This is a genomic window from Acidovorax sp. SUPP950 (assembly GCF_030158935.1).
Classification (GTDB): Bacteria; Pseudomonadota; Gammaproteobacteria; order Burkholderiales; family Burkholderiaceae_C; genus Paracidovorax.
On sequence record NZ_BQXE01000001.1, the window covers coordinates 1,048,271 to 1,063,900 of the forward strand.

A 15,630-nucleotide genomic window follows, 5' to 3' on the forward strand; every position below is an offset into this window, starting at 1 on the left:
TGGGGGTCACTCCTGCGTCCATGGTTGCAGCGCTCCTTCGTCCAATACCTTGATCTGGTCCTGCACCGCTTCCAGCCGGCCGCGGCAAAAGGCCAGCAACTGCGCGCCGCGCTGGTAGCCCGCGAGCATCTGTTCCAGGGGCAACTGGCCCGACTCGATGCGTCCCACGAGTTGCTCCAGCTCTTCCAGCGCGGCTTCGTAGCTGGCGGGTTCGGGGAGTTTCGGGGGAACGGCGGAGGCCTTGGGCATGGAACGGGAGGCGGCGAACGCGCAGGTAAAACAGGTGATTTTAGGCGCACCCTCCTTCGGGCGGGCGGCGGCGGGTGGGCGGCACGTGGAAAATGGCTGGCACCTTGGCGACACCATCGGCGCGCAAGCCTTGCCCGGCGCGCTCAAGCATGTCCGGCCAATACACATACGGGGGGAGCGGAAATAACCCCACCGGCTACAATCCCATTCCCTTCGGGCCGGCTTGCATGCCGGTTTCTTTTTTTCCGTGTGCACTTCACGCACCCTCCCTGTGGGGAGTCTTTAGGTCAGGTCACCCATGTCTGATTTAAGTCTTCAACTGCAGCAGGCCGCAAGCCAACTACCAGTTTCAAGCTACTTTGACGAAGCGCTGTTCCAGCGCGAGCTGGAGACCATCTTCCAGCGCGGGCCCCGCTATGTGGGGCACCAGCTTTCCGTGCCCGATGCGGGCGACTACTACGCCCTGCCGCAGGAAGGCGAAGGCCGTGCGCTCGTGCGCAACGCGCAGGGCGGCGTCGAGCTGATCTCCAATGTGTGCCGCCACCGCCAGGCGGTGATGCTCAAGGGCCGCGGCACCCTGCAGGGCCACGGCAAGGGCCATGCGGGCGGCAACATCGTGTGCCCGCTGCACCGCTGGACGTATTCGCCCGGCGGCCAGCTGCTCGGCGCCCCGCACTTCGCGCAGGACCCCTGCCTGAACCTCAACAACTACGGACTGCGCGAGTGGAACGGCCTCCTGTTCGAGGACAACGGCCGCGACATCGGCGCCGACCTGGCCGGCATGGGGCCGCGCGCCGAACTGAGCTTCGACGGCTTCTCGCTCGACCGCGTGGAAATGCACGAGTGCAACTACAACTGGAAGACCTTCATCGAGGTCTACCTCGAGGACTACCACGTGGGCCCGTTCCACCCGGGCCTGGGCAACTTCGTCACCTGCGAGGACCTGAGCTGGGAGTTCCAGAAGCACTACTCGGTGCAGACGGTCGGCGTGGCCTCCACCTTCGGCAAGCCCGGCTCCGACATCTACCGCAAATGGCACGACGTGCTGCTGCAGTACCGCGAAGGCAAGCTGCCCGAACGCGGCGCGATCTGGCTCACCTACTACCCGCACATCATGGTGGAGTGGTATCCGCATGTGCTCACCGTCTCCACGCTGCACCCCGTCAGCCCGACGAAGACGATGAACATGGTGGAGTTCTACTACCCCGAGGAGATCACCGCCTTCGAGCGCGAGTTCGTCGAGGCCCAGCAGGCCGCCTACATGGAAACCTGCATCGAGGACGACGAGATCGGCGAACGCATGGACGCCGGCCGCCGCGCCCTCTACGAGCGCGGCGACAACGAGGTCGGCCCCTACCAGAGTCCGATGGAAGACGGCATGCAGCACTTCCACGAGTGGTATCGCGCCGCCATGGGCGATGCGGTACCCCGGCGCTGACGCCGATCCGATTGCTATAAAAACAATAGCTACCACCGCATGATCCACTAGGGCATGCGGCCTCTTTTACTCCAAACCCCCTCACTCCCATGCAAGCGCTCTGGATGGTGTTGGCCGCGTTCCTCTTCGCCAGCATGGGCGTGTGCGTCAAGGTGGCGTCGGCCTACTTCAACTCGGCCGAACTGGTGTGCTACCGCGGGATCATCGGCATGGCGATCCTGTGGGCGCTGGCGCGCTCGCAGCGGGTCAAGCTGGGCACGCACTACCCGGGCATGCATGCCTGGCGCAGCCTGATCGGCGTGGTCTCGCTGGGCTCGTGGTTCTATTCCATCGCCCACCTGCCGCTGGCCACGTCGATGACGCTCAACTACATGAGCAGCGTGTGGATCGCGGCGTTCCTCGTCGGCGGCGCGCTGCTGGCCTGGCGGCCGTCGAGCAGCAGTTCGCGTCCGCCGCTGCAGGGCACGCTGGTGTTCACCGTGATGGTGGGCTTTGCCGGCGTGGTGATGATGCTGCGCCCCAGCCTCGACCAGCACCAGATGTTCGCCGGCCTGATCGGGTTGCTGTCGGGCCTCACCGCCGCGTTCGCCTACATGCAGGTGATGGCGCTGTCGCGCCTGGGCGAGCCCGAGACGCGCACGGTGTTCTATTTCGCGGTGGGCTCGGCGGTGGCCGGTGGCGCGGGCCTGCTGCTCACGGGCACTTCGGAATGGCCGGGCTGGCCCAGCCTGTGGCTGCTGCCCATCGGCGTGCTGGCGGCGGCCGGCCAGCTGTGCCTGACGCGGGCCTATGCCACCGCGCGCACCTCGCGCGGCACGCTGGTGGTGGCCAACCTGCAGTATTCGGGCATCGTGTTCGCGGCGCTGTACAGCGTGCTGCTGTTTGGCGACGACATTCCCGCCATCGGCTGGGCCGGCATGGCGCTCATCGTGGTGAGCGGCATCGTGGCCACCGTGCTGCGGGCGCGCGCGGCACCCGGTGCGCCGGCCGAAGAGCACTGAGGCCGCCGATCCGGCGCTGCCGCAGTCGGGTGCCTTTCCCCGGCGCGACCGCCCGTCAGGCCTGTCCGACGCACGCCCCCGCCGCGCCGGACCACAATAAGGGCCTGTCCGCCACCGATTGATTCAGTCCCATGCCGTACACCACCCTCATCTCCGCCGCCGAACTGCAATCCCTCATCGCCAGCGGTGCGCCGCGGATGGTCTTCGACTGCACGTTCGACCTGACGCAGCCCTCGCTGGGCGAGCAGCAATACCGCCAATCGCACATTCCCGGCGCGCTCTACGCGCACCTGGACCGCGACCTGAGCGCCAAGCATGGCGCGCCCGGCGCGGGCGGCACCATCGTCGCCACCGAGGCGGACCAGCCCGCATCGGGCGGGCGCCACCCCCTGCCCAACCGCGACCGGCTCGAAGCCTGGCTCTCGCGCATCGGCTTCACCAACGGCATGCAGGCCGTGGTGTACGACCGCAACGGCGCCAACTACTGCGGCCGCCTGTGGTGGATGCTCAAGTGGGCCGGCCACGATGCGGTGGCGGTGCTGGACGGCGGCCTGCAGGCCTGGACCGCGGCGGGCGGGGACCTCGCCAGCGGCGACGAGCCGGCGCATTTCCAGTCCAACTTCAAGCTGGGCGAGCCCCTGCGCCAGTTGGCCACCGCGGCGGACGTGCAGGCCGCCCTGGGGCAGGACCGCCAGACGGTGATCGACGCCCGCGCCCCCGCCCGCTACCGCGGCGAGGTCGAGCCGCTGGACCCCGTGGCCGGGCACATTCCCGGCGCGCTGAACCGCCCCTTCAGCGAAAACCTCGGGCCGGATGGCCGCTTCAAGCCCGCCGCGCAACTGCGCGCCGAGTTCGAGGCCCTGCTCGGCGCCCGCGCGCCCGGCACGGTGGTGCACCAGTGCGGCAGCGGGGTGAGCGCCATCCCGAATGTCCTGGCCATGGAACTGGCCGGTTTCGGAAAAACCACGCTGTTTGCCGGCAGCTGGAGCGAATGGTGCAGTGTTCCTGACCGCCCCGTGGAGCGCGGCTGACCCCTGCGGGAGGGCCGGCCGTGCAGCAGGCGGCCCCCTCTCCAGGGTGGGACAGCCGCTGCGGATTTTGTAAGGCAACTTCCTACACGGGCGGTGCGCCGACCAGACACGCTGCACATCCAAACCCCGACTTAATTTTTGATTGGGCTGAATTCACAATCCATTTCAACGGATCGCGAAACCATGCAAACCGCATGAACCCCGCCAGATCGGTTAAAGGAAAAGGATTCACCATGACCTCCGAACAACTTCTCGCTGAAATCCGCGAAGCCAATCTCACCTACCTGATGTTGGCACAGACCCTGATCCGCCAGGACAAGGCGGAAGCTGTTTTCCGTCTGGGCCTGAACGAAGACGCCGCCGACATCCTCGCCTCGCTGTCGGCCGCACAGGTGCTCAAGCTGGCCTCCCGCAACACGCTGCTGTGCAGCTTCCGGGTGGACGACAACCTGGTGTGGAGCTTGCTCACCAACCACAACACCCCGAAGAAGGTCGGCAACGAAGCGACCAACACGCTGCACGCCAACATCCTGATGGCCAGCCGCGTGTCCGAGGTGCTCTGAGCGCAGCGCCCGCCGCCCTCACCGCCTCGCCCGCCTGCCGCCGCCCACCCTTCTTCGAAAGCCAGCCATGTCCGCACCCGTCAAGAGCGTCCTCAACGAATCCAAGCAGATCGAACGCGCCGCCATGCTGATCCAGATGGGTGCCCGCATGCAGGTGCTGGAGTCGGAAACCACGCTGTCCTACGAGCGCCTGATCCGGCTGTACAAGGAGATCGCCGGCAAGTCGCCGTCCAAGGGCCAGCTGCCCTTCTCGACCGACTGGTTCCTGACCTGGCAGGAGAACATCCACAGCTCGCTGTTCCTGAACATCTACGAATACCTGTCCAAGGGCGTGGACCTGGATTCGGTGGAGCTGCTCACCAAGGCCTACCGCCTGTACAACGAGCAGGTCACCACCGCCGAGATCGAACCCCTGCTGTCCTTCACCCGCGCCTGGCGCCTGGTGAAGTTCGTGGACGCCGGCATGCTGACCCGCACCGCCTGCTCGCAGTGCAGCGGCCAGTTCGTCACCGAGCTGTACGAAAACGCCCGCAACTACACCTGCGGCCTGTGCAATCCGCCCGCCCGTGCCGGCAAGAGCAAGTCGGCCGGCGCGCTGATGCTGCACTGAGCCCCTGCACCACCAGGCTTTGAGCCAAAAAGCCTTCCAGCGCATATTCCACTAGGGCATATCGCTACAAAATCAATAGCAAATCAAACCATTCGAAAACCCGGCCCTGGCCGGGTTTTTTCGTGGGCGCGGCGGGACGGTCGGCACGCCAACGCCCCCAGCCCCCATCCGCCCACCGGCCCGTCAGCGCATCGCCAGCAGGATGCGGATGTCCGAGTCCACCGGCAGCGCATAGTCGTAGGCCGCCATGACCGCGTTGCCCTCGGGGCTCACCAGCTTGAGGCTCACGTACACCGTCTGCGGGGTGGCCGCGTACGTGCCCACCACCACCGCCTGCGCCGCCTGGGCGCGGCTCACCTCGCGCACTTCGCGCGAGAGCAGCAGTTCGCCCTCGCCGGGCCGCATGACCAGGTTCTCGCGCAGCTTCAGCTCGGTCACGCGCACGCCGCGCTGCACCAGCCGCCCGGCGATCTGTTCGGAGCACAGGCGGCCCAGCCGGGACGACTCGTTCAGCCGGTCCAGGTGCACCAGCGTGGAGACCAGCACCGGCTGGCGCGGATCGAGCGGCGCGCCCTGCAGCAGCATGTCCGCGGCCTTCTGATTGAATTCGAGCAGGTCGGTCTGCACGCCGCCCGCGGCCGCGCTGCCGTAGTAGAACCGCGCGCAGCCCGGCAGGGCCACCGCCGCGGCGCCCGCCAGCGCGCCGGCCAGCACGGTGCGGCGCCTCATGGCACCACCCGCCACGTCTTGACCGGCGTGGCCGCCACCGCCGGCACGCGCGGCAGGTACAACGCCACGTCGCCCTGGTCGATGGAATAGACGTCGCTGGTGCGCGCCAGCACGCGCTCGTCCGATTCGATGGACGTGGTCACCAAAATCTCGGTGCGCGCCGTGCCGCTGGCCAGCAGAACGTCCGGCGCCGGCACGTAGGCGCCCGACGCATCGCGCACCACCGCCACGCCCTCGGACAGCCGCACCCGCGGCGGCGCGTACACACCGCCGCCCTGGTGCTGCACCACCTGCGTGGACACCGCCATGCGCACGCCGGTCGGCTGGGTCGAGACGGTGATGCCGCGGTCCACCAGGCGCGTCACCAGCAACGAGCGAAAACCCGCGTCGAAGCCGTCGCCCTGGGCGGGCAGCAGATAGATCGGGTACTCCCCCGGCGGCCAGTCGCGCAGCCGCACCGCCGTGCGCTCCGCCACGTCGCGGGCCAGCACGTCCCAGTGCTGCACGGCGCGCGCGGTTTTCTGCGTGGAAGGCGCGTGCAGTTCGTCGCGCGGCAGATCGGGCGCCGCGCAGCCGGCCAGCAGCGCGGCAGCGGACAGCAGGCACCCGCCCGCCAGCCGGCGTGCAGGTGCCAGACGCCCCACGCCAGCGGATTCGCGGCCCTGCGCCGGGGCCCGGGCGGCCGGGCGTGCACGTTTTTCGAGAGATTCCATAACCGCAAATGCTAGCGGCCACCCGCGCAAGGCATCGGCCGAACAGCGCGGCTTTTCCCCCGCTGCCAGGGGGCTTGGGGGCTTCTTCACCCGGGGTTTCCCGCACGCGCCGGCCCCGCTGCTGCGGTGCTCGCCTACGCGGCGTTCGAGCGGCGTTGCGACAAAATCCGCGCATGTCCCGCCCCGCCGCCCCCCTGCCCCCCACGCCGCCCCTGGCGCGCCAACTTCCACCCACCTCCGCGACGACAGGGCAGCTTCCGGCCGGCGACCCGCCCAACCACTCCGACATCTCCCCCTCCAACCCCGCATCCGCACCCACCGCCGCGCCCGAGCCCGGCGACGATGTGCCGCCCGAACCCCTGGCCGCCGGGACCCCGGAGGGATCGGCCACGCCGCCCGCCTCCACGGCCCCTTCCGCACCCGCCGCGCTGCCGGCCTCGCCCGCATCACCGCGCCCCGAACCATCCCCTTCCCCGTCGCCCACCGGCCCCTCGGCGGCCGCTGCCGCCGCAGCCCTGCCTGGAGCGCCGGGCTTCATGCTGAACATGCCGATCGACGTGCGCAACATGTCGCTCGCGCTGCTGGCCCTGTTCGCCACCGTCGCACTGCTGCACTGGGCCAGCGCCGTGTTCATTCCCCTCATGCTGAGCGTGCTGCTCACCACCGCGCTGCACCCCGCAATCACCGCCCTGCACCGCTGGCACATCCCGCGCTGGCTCGGGGCCGGGGTGCTGCTGATGGGCATCGTCGGCAGCCTGGGCGGCGCGGCCTGGTCGCTCAGCGACGGCGCGGCCGAGCTGGTGGATTCGGTGCCCGTGGCCGCGCGCAAGGTGCGCGATGCCATGCGCCAGCGCGTGGGCGGGCCCAGCCCGCTGGACACCATGCAGAAGGCCGCCACGCAGATCGAGCAGGCCGCCACCGAAAGCATTCCGCCGCAGACGCGCCGCGGCGTGCAGCGCGTGGTGATCGAACGCGCGCCCTTCAACATCCGCGACTACGTGTGGAGCGGCACCATGGGCCTGGCGTCTGCCGCCGGCCAGCTCACCGTGGTGATCTTCCTGACCTTCTTCGCGCTCGCATCGGGCAACCTGTTCCGGCGCAAGCTCATGCGCATCGCCGGCCACAGCCTGGAGCGGCGCAAGGTGACCATGGCGGTGCTGGACGACATCACCGGCCAGATCCAGCGCTACCTGCTGGTGCAACTGCTCACCAGCGTGCTGGTGGGCGTGGCCACCGGCGCGGTGTACGCCCTGCTCGGGCTGGAAAACCCCGCCGTCTGGGGCGTGGTGGCCGGGGTGCTCAACCTCGCGCCCTACATCGGCTCGGTGGTGGTGACGGGCGCCTCGGCGCTGGTCGCCTTCCTGCAGTTCGGCACCGTGGACATGGCGCTGGCCATCGGCGGCGCATCGCTGGTCATCCACACCCTGGTGGGCAATCTGCTCACCCCCTGGCTCACCAGCAAGACCAGCCGCATGAGCCCGGTGGCCGTGTTCGTCAGCGTGCTGGTGTGGGGCTGGCTGTGGGGGCTGTGGGGCCTGCTGCTGGGCATTCCGGTGATGATGGCCGTGAAGGCGATCTGCGACCGGGTGGAGGATCTGCGGGCGGTGGGGGAACTGCTGGGGGATTGAAGGAAAGGACGGCCTGACGCGCCCGGCCAAGGCCCAAGCACCGCAGCCGGGCCGGGCCCGTTTTCGATCAGGCCATTCGCCTGTCGCCGGGGTTGCGTCCGCCCGCCTGAATCTCCATGATGGGGGCGCCGGTGTGCATGGCGCCATCGGCACATCCACGCATCGCTCGGACCCATCGATCGATGCCTTCCCCCGCAGGCGTGTCGCACGCCAGCCCACAGGAGCAAAAAACCATGCCCATCGAACTCTGGCTCGCCTTCGTCGCGGCCTCGGCCGTGATGCTGGTCATCCCCGGCCCGACCATCCTCACCGTGATCAGCTACTCGATGTCGCACGGCCGCCGCGCGAACGTGCCGCTGGTGCTGGCCGTGGCGCTGGGCGATTCGACCGCGCTGGTGGTGTCGCTTCTGGGCCTGGGCGCGCTGCTGGAGACCTCCGCCTTCTGGTTCACCGCGGTGAAGTAGGTCGGCGGGCTGTACCTGCTGTATCTGGGCATCCGCCTGCTGCGTGCCGGAATCTCCGCCACCGAAATCGCTGCACCCGCCGCTCCGGCATCCCGCTGGCGCCTGTTCCTGAACACCTACCTGGTGACCGCGTTGAACCCGAAGGGCATCGTTTTCTTCGTGGCCTTCCTGCCCCAGTTCCTCAGCCCCGCCGCCAGCGCGACGCAGCAAATGGGAATACTGGGCGTCACCTTCGTGGTGCTGGCCGCCACCAATGCGACGCTGTATGCCGTGTTCGCTGGCAGCGCGCGCAAGCTGCTCGCATCGCCACGGGCACAGCGGCGCTTCCATGTCGCGGGCGGCTCGCTGCTGGCGACAGCGGGGGTCTGGGCGTTGACGGCGCGGCGGCCAGGGTGAGGTAAGAGGCCATCCATCAGGGCGGGCAGAGCATTCATCAATGCTTTGCGTCGCAGGCCGGAGGGGGCGATGGATCGGAGCATTCTGGAGGAATGTTCTCGAAAGCCACGTCATTGCCGACCTGTACCGCATTGTTGGGCGGACTCAACCACCAATGGATTTCTCCATTCATCCAAAGATCGACGACCTGACTTTCACCCAGGAGGGTTCTGGAATTCACGCGGTACAAACGCACCACGTAGGGCATCTTGTAGTCGTGATGAATGATGCGCTGAACAAGAGACGCTTTGTGAAACTCAAGGCGATAGACGCGCTGAGGGCTGTTTTCACTGTCAAAAAAAGTGGGCGTCGCAGCGTACCAAGCCAGAAAAACAAGTGCATTCAATGCCAAGCACCAGACGATGCATGGGACTTTCCTGAAATCATTCAGCTTCATTGCCAATCCAATTTGATGGGAAACGGAAGGCGAACACGGTGCACGTCTGAGAGCACAACGAAGTCTGCACCTCGGCCATGTTGAATGCGCCACCGGCGGAAATCTCCGTTCTGCACAAAGTAAACATCTCCATGGATCTTGGACGCCTCTTGATTCACCCATTGATCAGAGATGGGGATGCCTCGGCCTACGTTCACACGACTCACTCCTTGAAATCCCCAAAAGCCGAGAGGCTGTGAAAGAAAAGGGGTTTCACCATCGTTGAAGTCATAGCTGTCGCGAAGGTAGAAACCCAATTCATCGATAACGACAGTGGTTTTTCCGAAGCTATTCTTTGCGACAAGTCCTGACACCGCGATCTTGAGCGTGGCTTCTCCCATGGCTCCATAGAAATCATCCAGCGGATCACTGAGTTGGCCACAGTGCACATAGTTGGTTTGGCACGTGCCATCAATGACTTTGGCAGGCTGCGCCAGGTTGCCAAACCTCGATGGCTGAGAGGCCCCTGCCGTTTGGTCATTGATGCGCTTTTTCAGCAAGAGCAATGCCGACGGCGTTGCCCATTCTTTCTGAAGCTTCACCATCGCAGCGCGAACCCGTGCAAAGCCGAGAGCCCAATTCATGGTGACGTTACTCTCATCCAGGCGCAAGGAGCCCAACTGGGACAGCTCAAAGGGGTCGCGTCCACGCTTCATCAGTTCTGGCATCTCAAAAGCCGCCCCGCGAAACCACCGCTCCATCAATGCCGCCGCCACCGGCCATCCCATGCGCGAGCGCATCACGCCAGGAATATCGTCGAGCTGAAACAGCCGCACCTTCGGCGGCAGCTTTTTCTCCAGCTGCGCACGCAGCCGCTCCTGGTCTATCTTGACCATGTCCTTCATGCAACCTCCCTCGTCCGTGATCGCCTGTTTTTTGGAACTGCGGATTCTCGGAGCAAAGAAGGCGCTCGGCACGATGCCAACCGATTTTCTGGTTACGCTACGTAACCCAAAAGCAAATCACTTTCACCAGGGCTTTCGGTGACCGGTTTCGAACCCCATGGGGCACGGTTTTGTCAGGCGGGGCGCGCCGTGCCTCTATGCCGGCGCCACCGGAGCGCGCGCCGCCAGCTGCGTGGCCAGGGCCTGCAGCAGGGCCAGTTGCCGGCACACCAGGGCCAGTTGCGTCTGCACCAGCCGCAAGGTGTCAGGTGCGGCATCGGCGGCCTGTTCCAGCGCGGTGGCCAGCGTTTCGCCGTGGGCTGCGTCACCCTCCAGGGCCTCGCGGGTGCGCAGGGCGCGGGCGACGGCTTCGAGGCGCTCGACGGCGTAGCGGGCGCCCTCCTGTACTAGTGGGTCGTCCACGCCTTCGGCGAGTTGGCCGCGGTGCGCGCCCAGCGCCGAGAGGTAGTTGAGCAGGGTGTGCGACAGCACCAGCATGCGCATGCCGGCCTGCGAATGCGAGCGCACGTGACGGGGCTCGCGCAGCATGTGCGACAGGGCGGTGGAGAAGGCGGCGTCGGCGTTGTGGGCGGTGCGGCGAGCCAGTCGGTAATCGAGGTCGTCGTCCTTGCCGGTGGCGTACTGCGACATGATCTCGCGCAGGTACTGCCCGTTGGCCTGCAGGGCCTGCGCGGCCACGGCGGCCAGGCGCCGGCCCTGCCAGTCGGGCAGCACGACCATCATGGCGGCGGTGGCGATGGCGCTGCCGATCAGGGTGTCGAGCAGGCGCGGCAGGATCAGCGCGTGGGCCTCGCCGGTGGCCTGGTTGAAGCACATGAGCACCAGCAGCGTGATGGCGGCGGTGGCCGTGAGGTAGCGCGTGGTGCGGGTGACGAAGAACAGCACGCCCGCCGCCACGGCGAAGAGCGCCTGCAGCGGCGGGCTGGGAAAGAGCTTGAGCAGCGCCCAGCCGACCACCAGGCCGATGGCGGTGCCGGCAACGCGCTGCGACACGCGCGTGACGGTGGCGCCGTAGGTGGGTTGGCACACGAACAGCGTGGCCAGCGGAATCCAGTAGCCGTGCACGGGGTCGATGAGCTGCATGGCGATGCAGCCGGCCGCGAGCGCCAGCGACAGGCGCGTGGCATGGCGAAACAGCGGCGTGCCCGGGTGCAGCTGCGCGCGCACGCGGCCCCAGGCATCGGCCAGCGACCGGGGCGATCGGTCCAGCAAACTGCTGTCGCCCAGGCGCTCGCCGCCATCGGGGTGGGTGGCGGCGTCGAGCTGGCCGGAGAGCGTGGCGAGGTTGCGCGCCAGCGCGCGCAGGCTGCGCAGCGGCCGCTGCCAGGCGCTCTGGCGCTGGCTCTCCAGGTGGGCGATGGAGTCGTGCAGGTCGGCCATGGCGCGCTCGCCGGCGGGGTCGCGCACGAAGGGCTCGTGCGTCTGCAGGGCCTCGGCCAGGCGGGTGCAGTCCACGCCCTGCAGTTGCAGCACGCGCTGGCAGCGGTAGAGCACGTCGCTGTGGAACAGCACGTCGGCCCAGTCGTTGTAGTGGTGGTGCGACGAGCTGGCGCGCTCGTGGATGTCCTGCGCGATGAAGTACAGGTTCAGGTGGCGCAGCAGCCGGCCGGTGGGGGGCGGCGCCTCGCGGCGCGCGCCCAGGCGGCTGAAGATGCTTTCCTTGGTGGTGTTGAGGGCGGACACCACGCGGCCGTTGGTCTGGGCGAGCGCCAGGCGCCGGCGCTCCACGTCCACGCCGCGCACCGGCTCGAACAGGCTGGCCTTGAGCCGCAGGTAGGCGCCGAGCACGCCGTAGAGCTTGGCGAGGTTCTGGCGCACGGGCTGGTGCGGGAACAGCGCGCACCACAGCAGCGACAGCAGGCCGTACCAGGTGGCGCCGGCCAGCAGCCAGGTGGGCACGCTGAAGCCCAAGGCCGGGCCGCCCCCGCGCTGGGAGCCGGGCGCCACGCTGATGGCAGTGTAGAGCGCCAGGATGACGGTGGCCAGCGCGATGGCGCGGTAGCGCTCGCCCACGGCGCCGAGCATGGTGAAGCCGAAGGTGGAGACGGCCATGCCCGCCACGAACCACAGGGGCCACGGCATCAGGGCCTCGACCGAGAACGCAGCGGTGGCGAAGCAGGCCAGCGTGACGAGCAGCGCCCGCAGCCGGCCGCGCCAGTTGTCGTCGGTCTCGGCGATCGCGCTGGCGATGATGCCCAGGAAGATCGGCGTGACCAGCGGCACGCGGTCCAGCCACCAGCACACGGCCATGGCGCCGCTCAGCGCGATGAACACGCGCACGCCGTACACCAGCGCATCCTGCGCCCACAGGCGCCTTGCCCACCCTGCCATTGCCGTTTTCAAGATCGCATCAACCCTGGAGAGAGAAAGAAAAAACCATGGCGCGGGCCCGCGCCGGATGGCCGGAACCCAAGCAGATTCCATACCACGGCACGCAGCCCCTCCCGTGCCGCGCCCAATCCCCCGCCGTCAGCCGGTGTTGCGCAGCCCCGCCGCGATGCCGTTGATCGAGATGTGGATGCCGGTCTGCACGCGCTCGTCGCCCTGCCCGCCGCGCCAGCGGCGCACCAGTTCGACCTGCAGGTGGTGCAGCGGGTCGATGTACGGAAAGCGGTGGCGGATCGACCGGGCCAGGGCGGTGTTGTGCGTCAGGCGGTGCTTGTCGCCGGTGATGCGGGTGAGCGCATCGGCCGTGCGCTGCCACTCGGCCTCGATGGCGCCGAAGACCTTCTTGCGCAGGCGCGTGTCGGCCACCAGTTCGCTGTAGCGCGAGGCCAGGGCCAGGTCGCTCTTGGCCAGCACCATGTCCATGTTGGACAGCAGCGTGCCGAAGAACGGCCACTGGCGGTACATCTTCTGCAGCAGGGCCATCTGCGCCTTGGGGTCCTGGCCGGGCTGCCTGACAAAGGCTTCCACCGCGGCGCCGAAGCCGTACCAGCCCGGCAGCGTGAGCCGGCACTGGCCCCAGCTGAAGCCCCAGGGAATGGCGCGCAGGTCTTCGATGCGCTGGCTGGGCTTGCGCGAGGCCGGGCGAGAGCCGATGTTCAGCTCGGCGATCTCGCGGATGGGCGTGGAGTTGAAGAAGTAATCGGTGAAGCCCGGGGTGTCGTACACCAGCGCGCGGTAGGCGCCCATGCTGGCCACCGACAGCTGCGCCGCCGCCTCCAGAAAGTCCTTGGTGGCCGGCTTGGTGGGCTGCAGCAGCGTGGCCTCCAGCGTGGCGGCGACCAGGGTTTCCAGGTTGCGCCGGCCGATCTCGGGATTGGCGTACTTGGAGGCGATGACCTCGCCCTGCTCGGTCAGGCGGATCTGCCCGCGCACGGTGCCGGGCGGCTGCGCCAGGATGGCCTGGTAGCTCGGCCCGCCCCCGCGGCCCACGGTGCCGCCGCGGCCATGGAACATGCGCAGCTGGATGCGGTGGCTGGCCGCCAGTTCGTCGAACAGCTCCACCAGTGCGATCTCGGCGCGGTACAGCTCCCAGCTGCTGGTGAAGATGCCGCCGTCCTTGTTGCTGTCGCTGTAGCCCAGCATGATGTCCTGCTCGGCGCCGCTGGCCTGCACCATCGCGGCGAAGCCGGGCACGGCGTACAGCTCGCGCATGATGGGCGCGGCGTTGCGCAGGTCTTCGATGGTCTCGAACAGCGGCACCACGATGAGGTCGGTGGTGGCGGCGCGGGCGCCGCTGCCCGGCACGGGCGGCACGGCATCGAGCGTGCCGTGCATCAGCCCCACTTCCTTTTGCAGCAGCAGCACTTCGAGCAGGTCGCTCACGGTTTCGGTGTGGCTGATGATGTAGTGGCGGATGGCCTGCGGGCCGAAGCGCTCGCGCATCTGCCGCGCCGTCTCGAAGATGGCGATCTCGCCCGTGGTGTGCTCGGAATACGTGGCGCCCACCACGCGCAGCGGCCGGGCATCGGCCAGCAGGCGCAGCAGCAGCGCGCGGCGGTCGGCCTCGGGCAGGGCCGCGTAATCGAGCTCCACGCGCGCCGTGGCCAGCAGCTCGGCGATCACCTTCTCGTGCTGGTCGGAGCTTTGGCGCAGGTCCACGGTGGCCAGGTGAAAGCCGAACACCTCCACCGCGCGCACCAGCGGGTGCAGGCGCTCGGCGGCCAGCGCCGCGCCGCGGTGCGAGCGCAGCGAGGCCTCGATCACGCGCAGGTCGGCCAGGAAGGCCTCGGCATCGGGATAGGGGTTCTGCGGCGCGACGGCATGGCGCGCGGCCTCGCCGCCGGTCAGGTTGCGCAGCGTGGCGGCCAGCCGGGCGTAGATGCCGGTGAGCGCGCGGCGGTACGGCTCGTCCTGGCGGTGCTCGCTGTGGTCGGGCGAGCGCTCGGCCAGGGCCTGCATGTCGGGCGAGACCTGCACCAGCCGGGCCGACAGCGACAGCTCGCCGCCCAGAAAGTGCACCTCGGTCAGGTAGTGGCGCAGCGCCACCTCGGCCTGCCGGCCCAGCGCCAGCGAGAGCGTGGCCGCGCTGACGTTGGGGTTGCCGTCGCGGTCGCCGCCGATCCACTGGCCCATGCGCAGGAAGCTCGCCACGGGCTGGTTGCCCAGTTCGCGCTCCAGATCGGCATAGATCTTGGGGATCTCGCGCAGGAAGGTCGATTCGTAGTACGACAGCGCGTTCTCGATCTCGTCGGCCACGGTGAGCTTGGTGTAGCGCAGCAGGCGCGTCTGCCACAGCTGGGCCACGCGGGCGCGCAGCCGCGCCTCGTTGGCCGCCAGCTCGCGCGGGGTGAGCGCGTCCTTGGCACTGTTGTACAGCTGCGCGCGCACCTGGATGTCGCCGCGCTCGGCCAGCAATTGGGCGATGTCGCGCTCGGCATCCAGGATGCTCTTGCGCTGCACCTCGGTCGGGTGGGCAGTGAGCACCGGCGCCACGTAGCTCCTGGCCAGCGTCTGCGAGATGGTGCGCGGCGCGATGCCCGCCCAGCGCATGCGCGCCAGCGCCACCTCGATGCTGCCCTCCTGCGCGCTGCCCGCGCGCTCGTGCACGGTGCGGCGGCGGATGTGGTGGCGGTCCTCGGCCAGGTTGGCCAGGTGGCTGAAATAGGTGAACGCGCGGATCACGCTGACCGTCTGGTCGCCCGACAGGCCCTTGAGCAGCTTCTTGAGCGCCTTGTCGGCCTCCTGGTCGGCATCGCGGCGAAAGGCCACCGACAGCTTGCGCACCTGCTCCACGAGGTCGTAGGCGGCGACCCCTTCCTGCTCGCGGATCACGTCGCCCAGAATGCGGCCCAGCAGCCGGATGTCCTGGATCAGCGGCAGGTCCTTGTCGGTCCTGCGGGGGGCGGCCGGTGCGGGCGCGGCGTCGGTCTTGCGGGGGGTCGCGTTCATGCGGAAAAGGTCTCCTGCGCGCTCGGGCGCATCATGGACAGAGGGCGGCGGCTGCTGCGGGCCCATGCTAGCATCCCCGCTGCCCGCGCCG

Annotated in this window: 13 protein-coding genes and 1 pseudogene; 7 read left to right on the top strand and 7 right to left on the bottom strand. The window is 68.3% G+C overall.

Features of this window, described 5'->3' with window-relative positions; genetic code table 11:
* Positions 1–6: 6 nt before the first annotated feature.
* Entirely contained in the window at positions 7–249 is a 243-nt protein-coding gene (gene xseB / locus AVME950_RS04935; RefSeq protein WP_284428961.1) for an exodeoxyribonuclease VII small subunit, read from the bottom strand.
* 298 nt (positions 250–547) lie between these two features.
* Here xseB and AVME950_RS04940 point away from each other — a divergent pair, with 298 nt between their 5' ends.
* From AVME950_RS04940 to flhC, 5 genes are all read left to right on the top strand, one after another.
* The gene (locus AVME950_RS04940) at positions 548–1,687 is read left to right on the top strand and encodes an aromatic ring-hydroxylating oxygenase subunit alpha (RefSeq protein WP_284428962.1); all 1,140 of its coding nucleotides are present in this window, start codon (positions 548–550) and stop codon (positions 1,685–1,687) included.
* An 89-nt stretch (positions 1,688–1,776) separates the two neighbouring features.
* Positions 1,777–2,688 carry a DMT family transporter gene (locus AVME950_RS04945; protein WP_284428963.1) on the top strand — a complete coding sequence of 304 codons (912 nt, stop codon included), beginning with the start codon at positions 1,777–1,779 and terminating at the stop codon, positions 2,686–2,688.
* Between the two features lie 131 nt (positions 2,689–2,819).
* Positions 2,820–3,719, top strand: coding sequence for a sulfurtransferase (locus AVME950_RS04950; RefSeq protein ID WP_284428964.1), 900 nt, complete (start codon positions 2,820–2,822; stop codon positions 3,717–3,719).
* 233 nt (positions 3,720–3,952) lie between these two features.
* A complete protein-coding gene (gene flhD, locus AVME950_RS04955) occupies positions 3,953–4,282 on the top strand; it encodes a flagellar transcriptional regulator FlhD (RefSeq protein WP_092740590.1) in 330 nt (109 codons plus the stop codon).
* A gap of 67 nt (positions 4,283–4,349) precedes the next feature.
* Entirely contained in the window at positions 4,350–4,892 is a 543-nt protein-coding gene (flhC, locus tag AVME950_RS04960; protein ID WP_272564393.1) for a flagellar transcriptional regulator FlhC, read from the top strand.
* A 183-nt stretch (positions 4,893–5,075) separates the two neighbouring features.
* On the opposite strand, the gene AVME950_RS04965 is transcribed toward flhC, so the two are convergent.
* Both AVME950_RS04965 and AVME950_RS04970 read right to left on the bottom strand, forming a co-directional pair.
* Positions 5,076–5,621, bottom strand: coding sequence for a FlgO family outer membrane protein (locus tag AVME950_RS04965; protein ID WP_284405918.1), 546 nt, complete (start codon positions 5,619–5,621; stop codon positions 5,076–5,078).
* On the bottom strand, positions 5,618–6,334 hold the full coding sequence (locus AVME950_RS04970; RefSeq protein WP_284428965.1) for a hypothetical protein: 717 nt from the start codon (positions 6,332–6,334) through the stop codon (positions 5,618–5,620). Before AVME950_RS04970 ends, AVME950_RS04965 begins: the two co-directional genes overlap by 4 nt.
* Positions 6,335–6,507: 173 nt before the next feature.
* Here AVME950_RS04970 and AVME950_RS04975 point away from each other — a divergent pair, with 173 nt between their 5' ends.
* Both AVME950_RS04975 and AVME950_RS04980 read left to right on the top strand, forming a co-directional pair.
* Positions 6,508–7,962: an AI-2E family transporter gene (locus AVME950_RS04975; RefSeq protein ID WP_284428966.1), complete on the top strand. Its 1,455-nt coding sequence runs from the start codon at positions 6,508–6,510 to the stop codon at positions 7,960–7,962.
* Between the two features lie 233 nt (positions 7,963–8,195).
* A pseudogene (locus AVME950_RS04980) lies at positions 8,196–8,822 on the top strand (LysE family translocator).
* Positions 8,823–8,859: 37 nt separating this feature from the next.
* Here the strand turns inward: AVME950_RS04980 and AVME950_RS04985 are convergent.
* The 4 genes from AVME950_RS04985 to ppc all read right to left on the bottom strand — a co-directional run bounded on the left by AVME950_RS04985 (position 8,860) and on the right by ppc (position 15,539).
* Positions 8,860–9,258 carry a hypothetical protein gene (locus tag AVME950_RS04985; protein WP_272564397.1) on the bottom strand — a complete coding sequence of 133 codons (399 nt, stop codon included), beginning with the start codon at positions 9,256–9,258 and terminating at the stop codon, positions 8,860–8,862.
* Positions 9,255–10,142 (bottom strand): DUF6402 family protein, encoded by an 888-nt coding sequence (locus tag AVME950_RS04990; protein ID WP_284428967.1) that lies wholly within the window; start codon positions 10,140–10,142, stop codon positions 9,255–9,257. Before AVME950_RS04990 ends, AVME950_RS04985 begins: the two co-directional genes overlap by 4 nt.
* Before the next feature lie 195 nt (positions 10,143–10,337).
* Positions 10,338–12,533, bottom strand: a complete 2,196-nt coding sequence (gene yccS, locus AVME950_RS04995) for a YccS family putative transporter (RefSeq protein WP_284428968.1) — start codon at positions 12,531–12,533, stop codon at positions 10,338–10,340.
* Positions 12,534–12,671: 138 nt separating this feature from the next.
* Positions 12,672–15,539 (bottom strand): phosphoenolpyruvate carboxylase, encoded by a 2,868-nt coding sequence (gene ppc / locus AVME950_RS05000; RefSeq protein ID WP_284428969.1) that lies wholly within the window; start codon positions 15,537–15,539, stop codon positions 12,672–12,674.
* Positions 15,540–15,630: the final 91 nt, after the last annotated feature.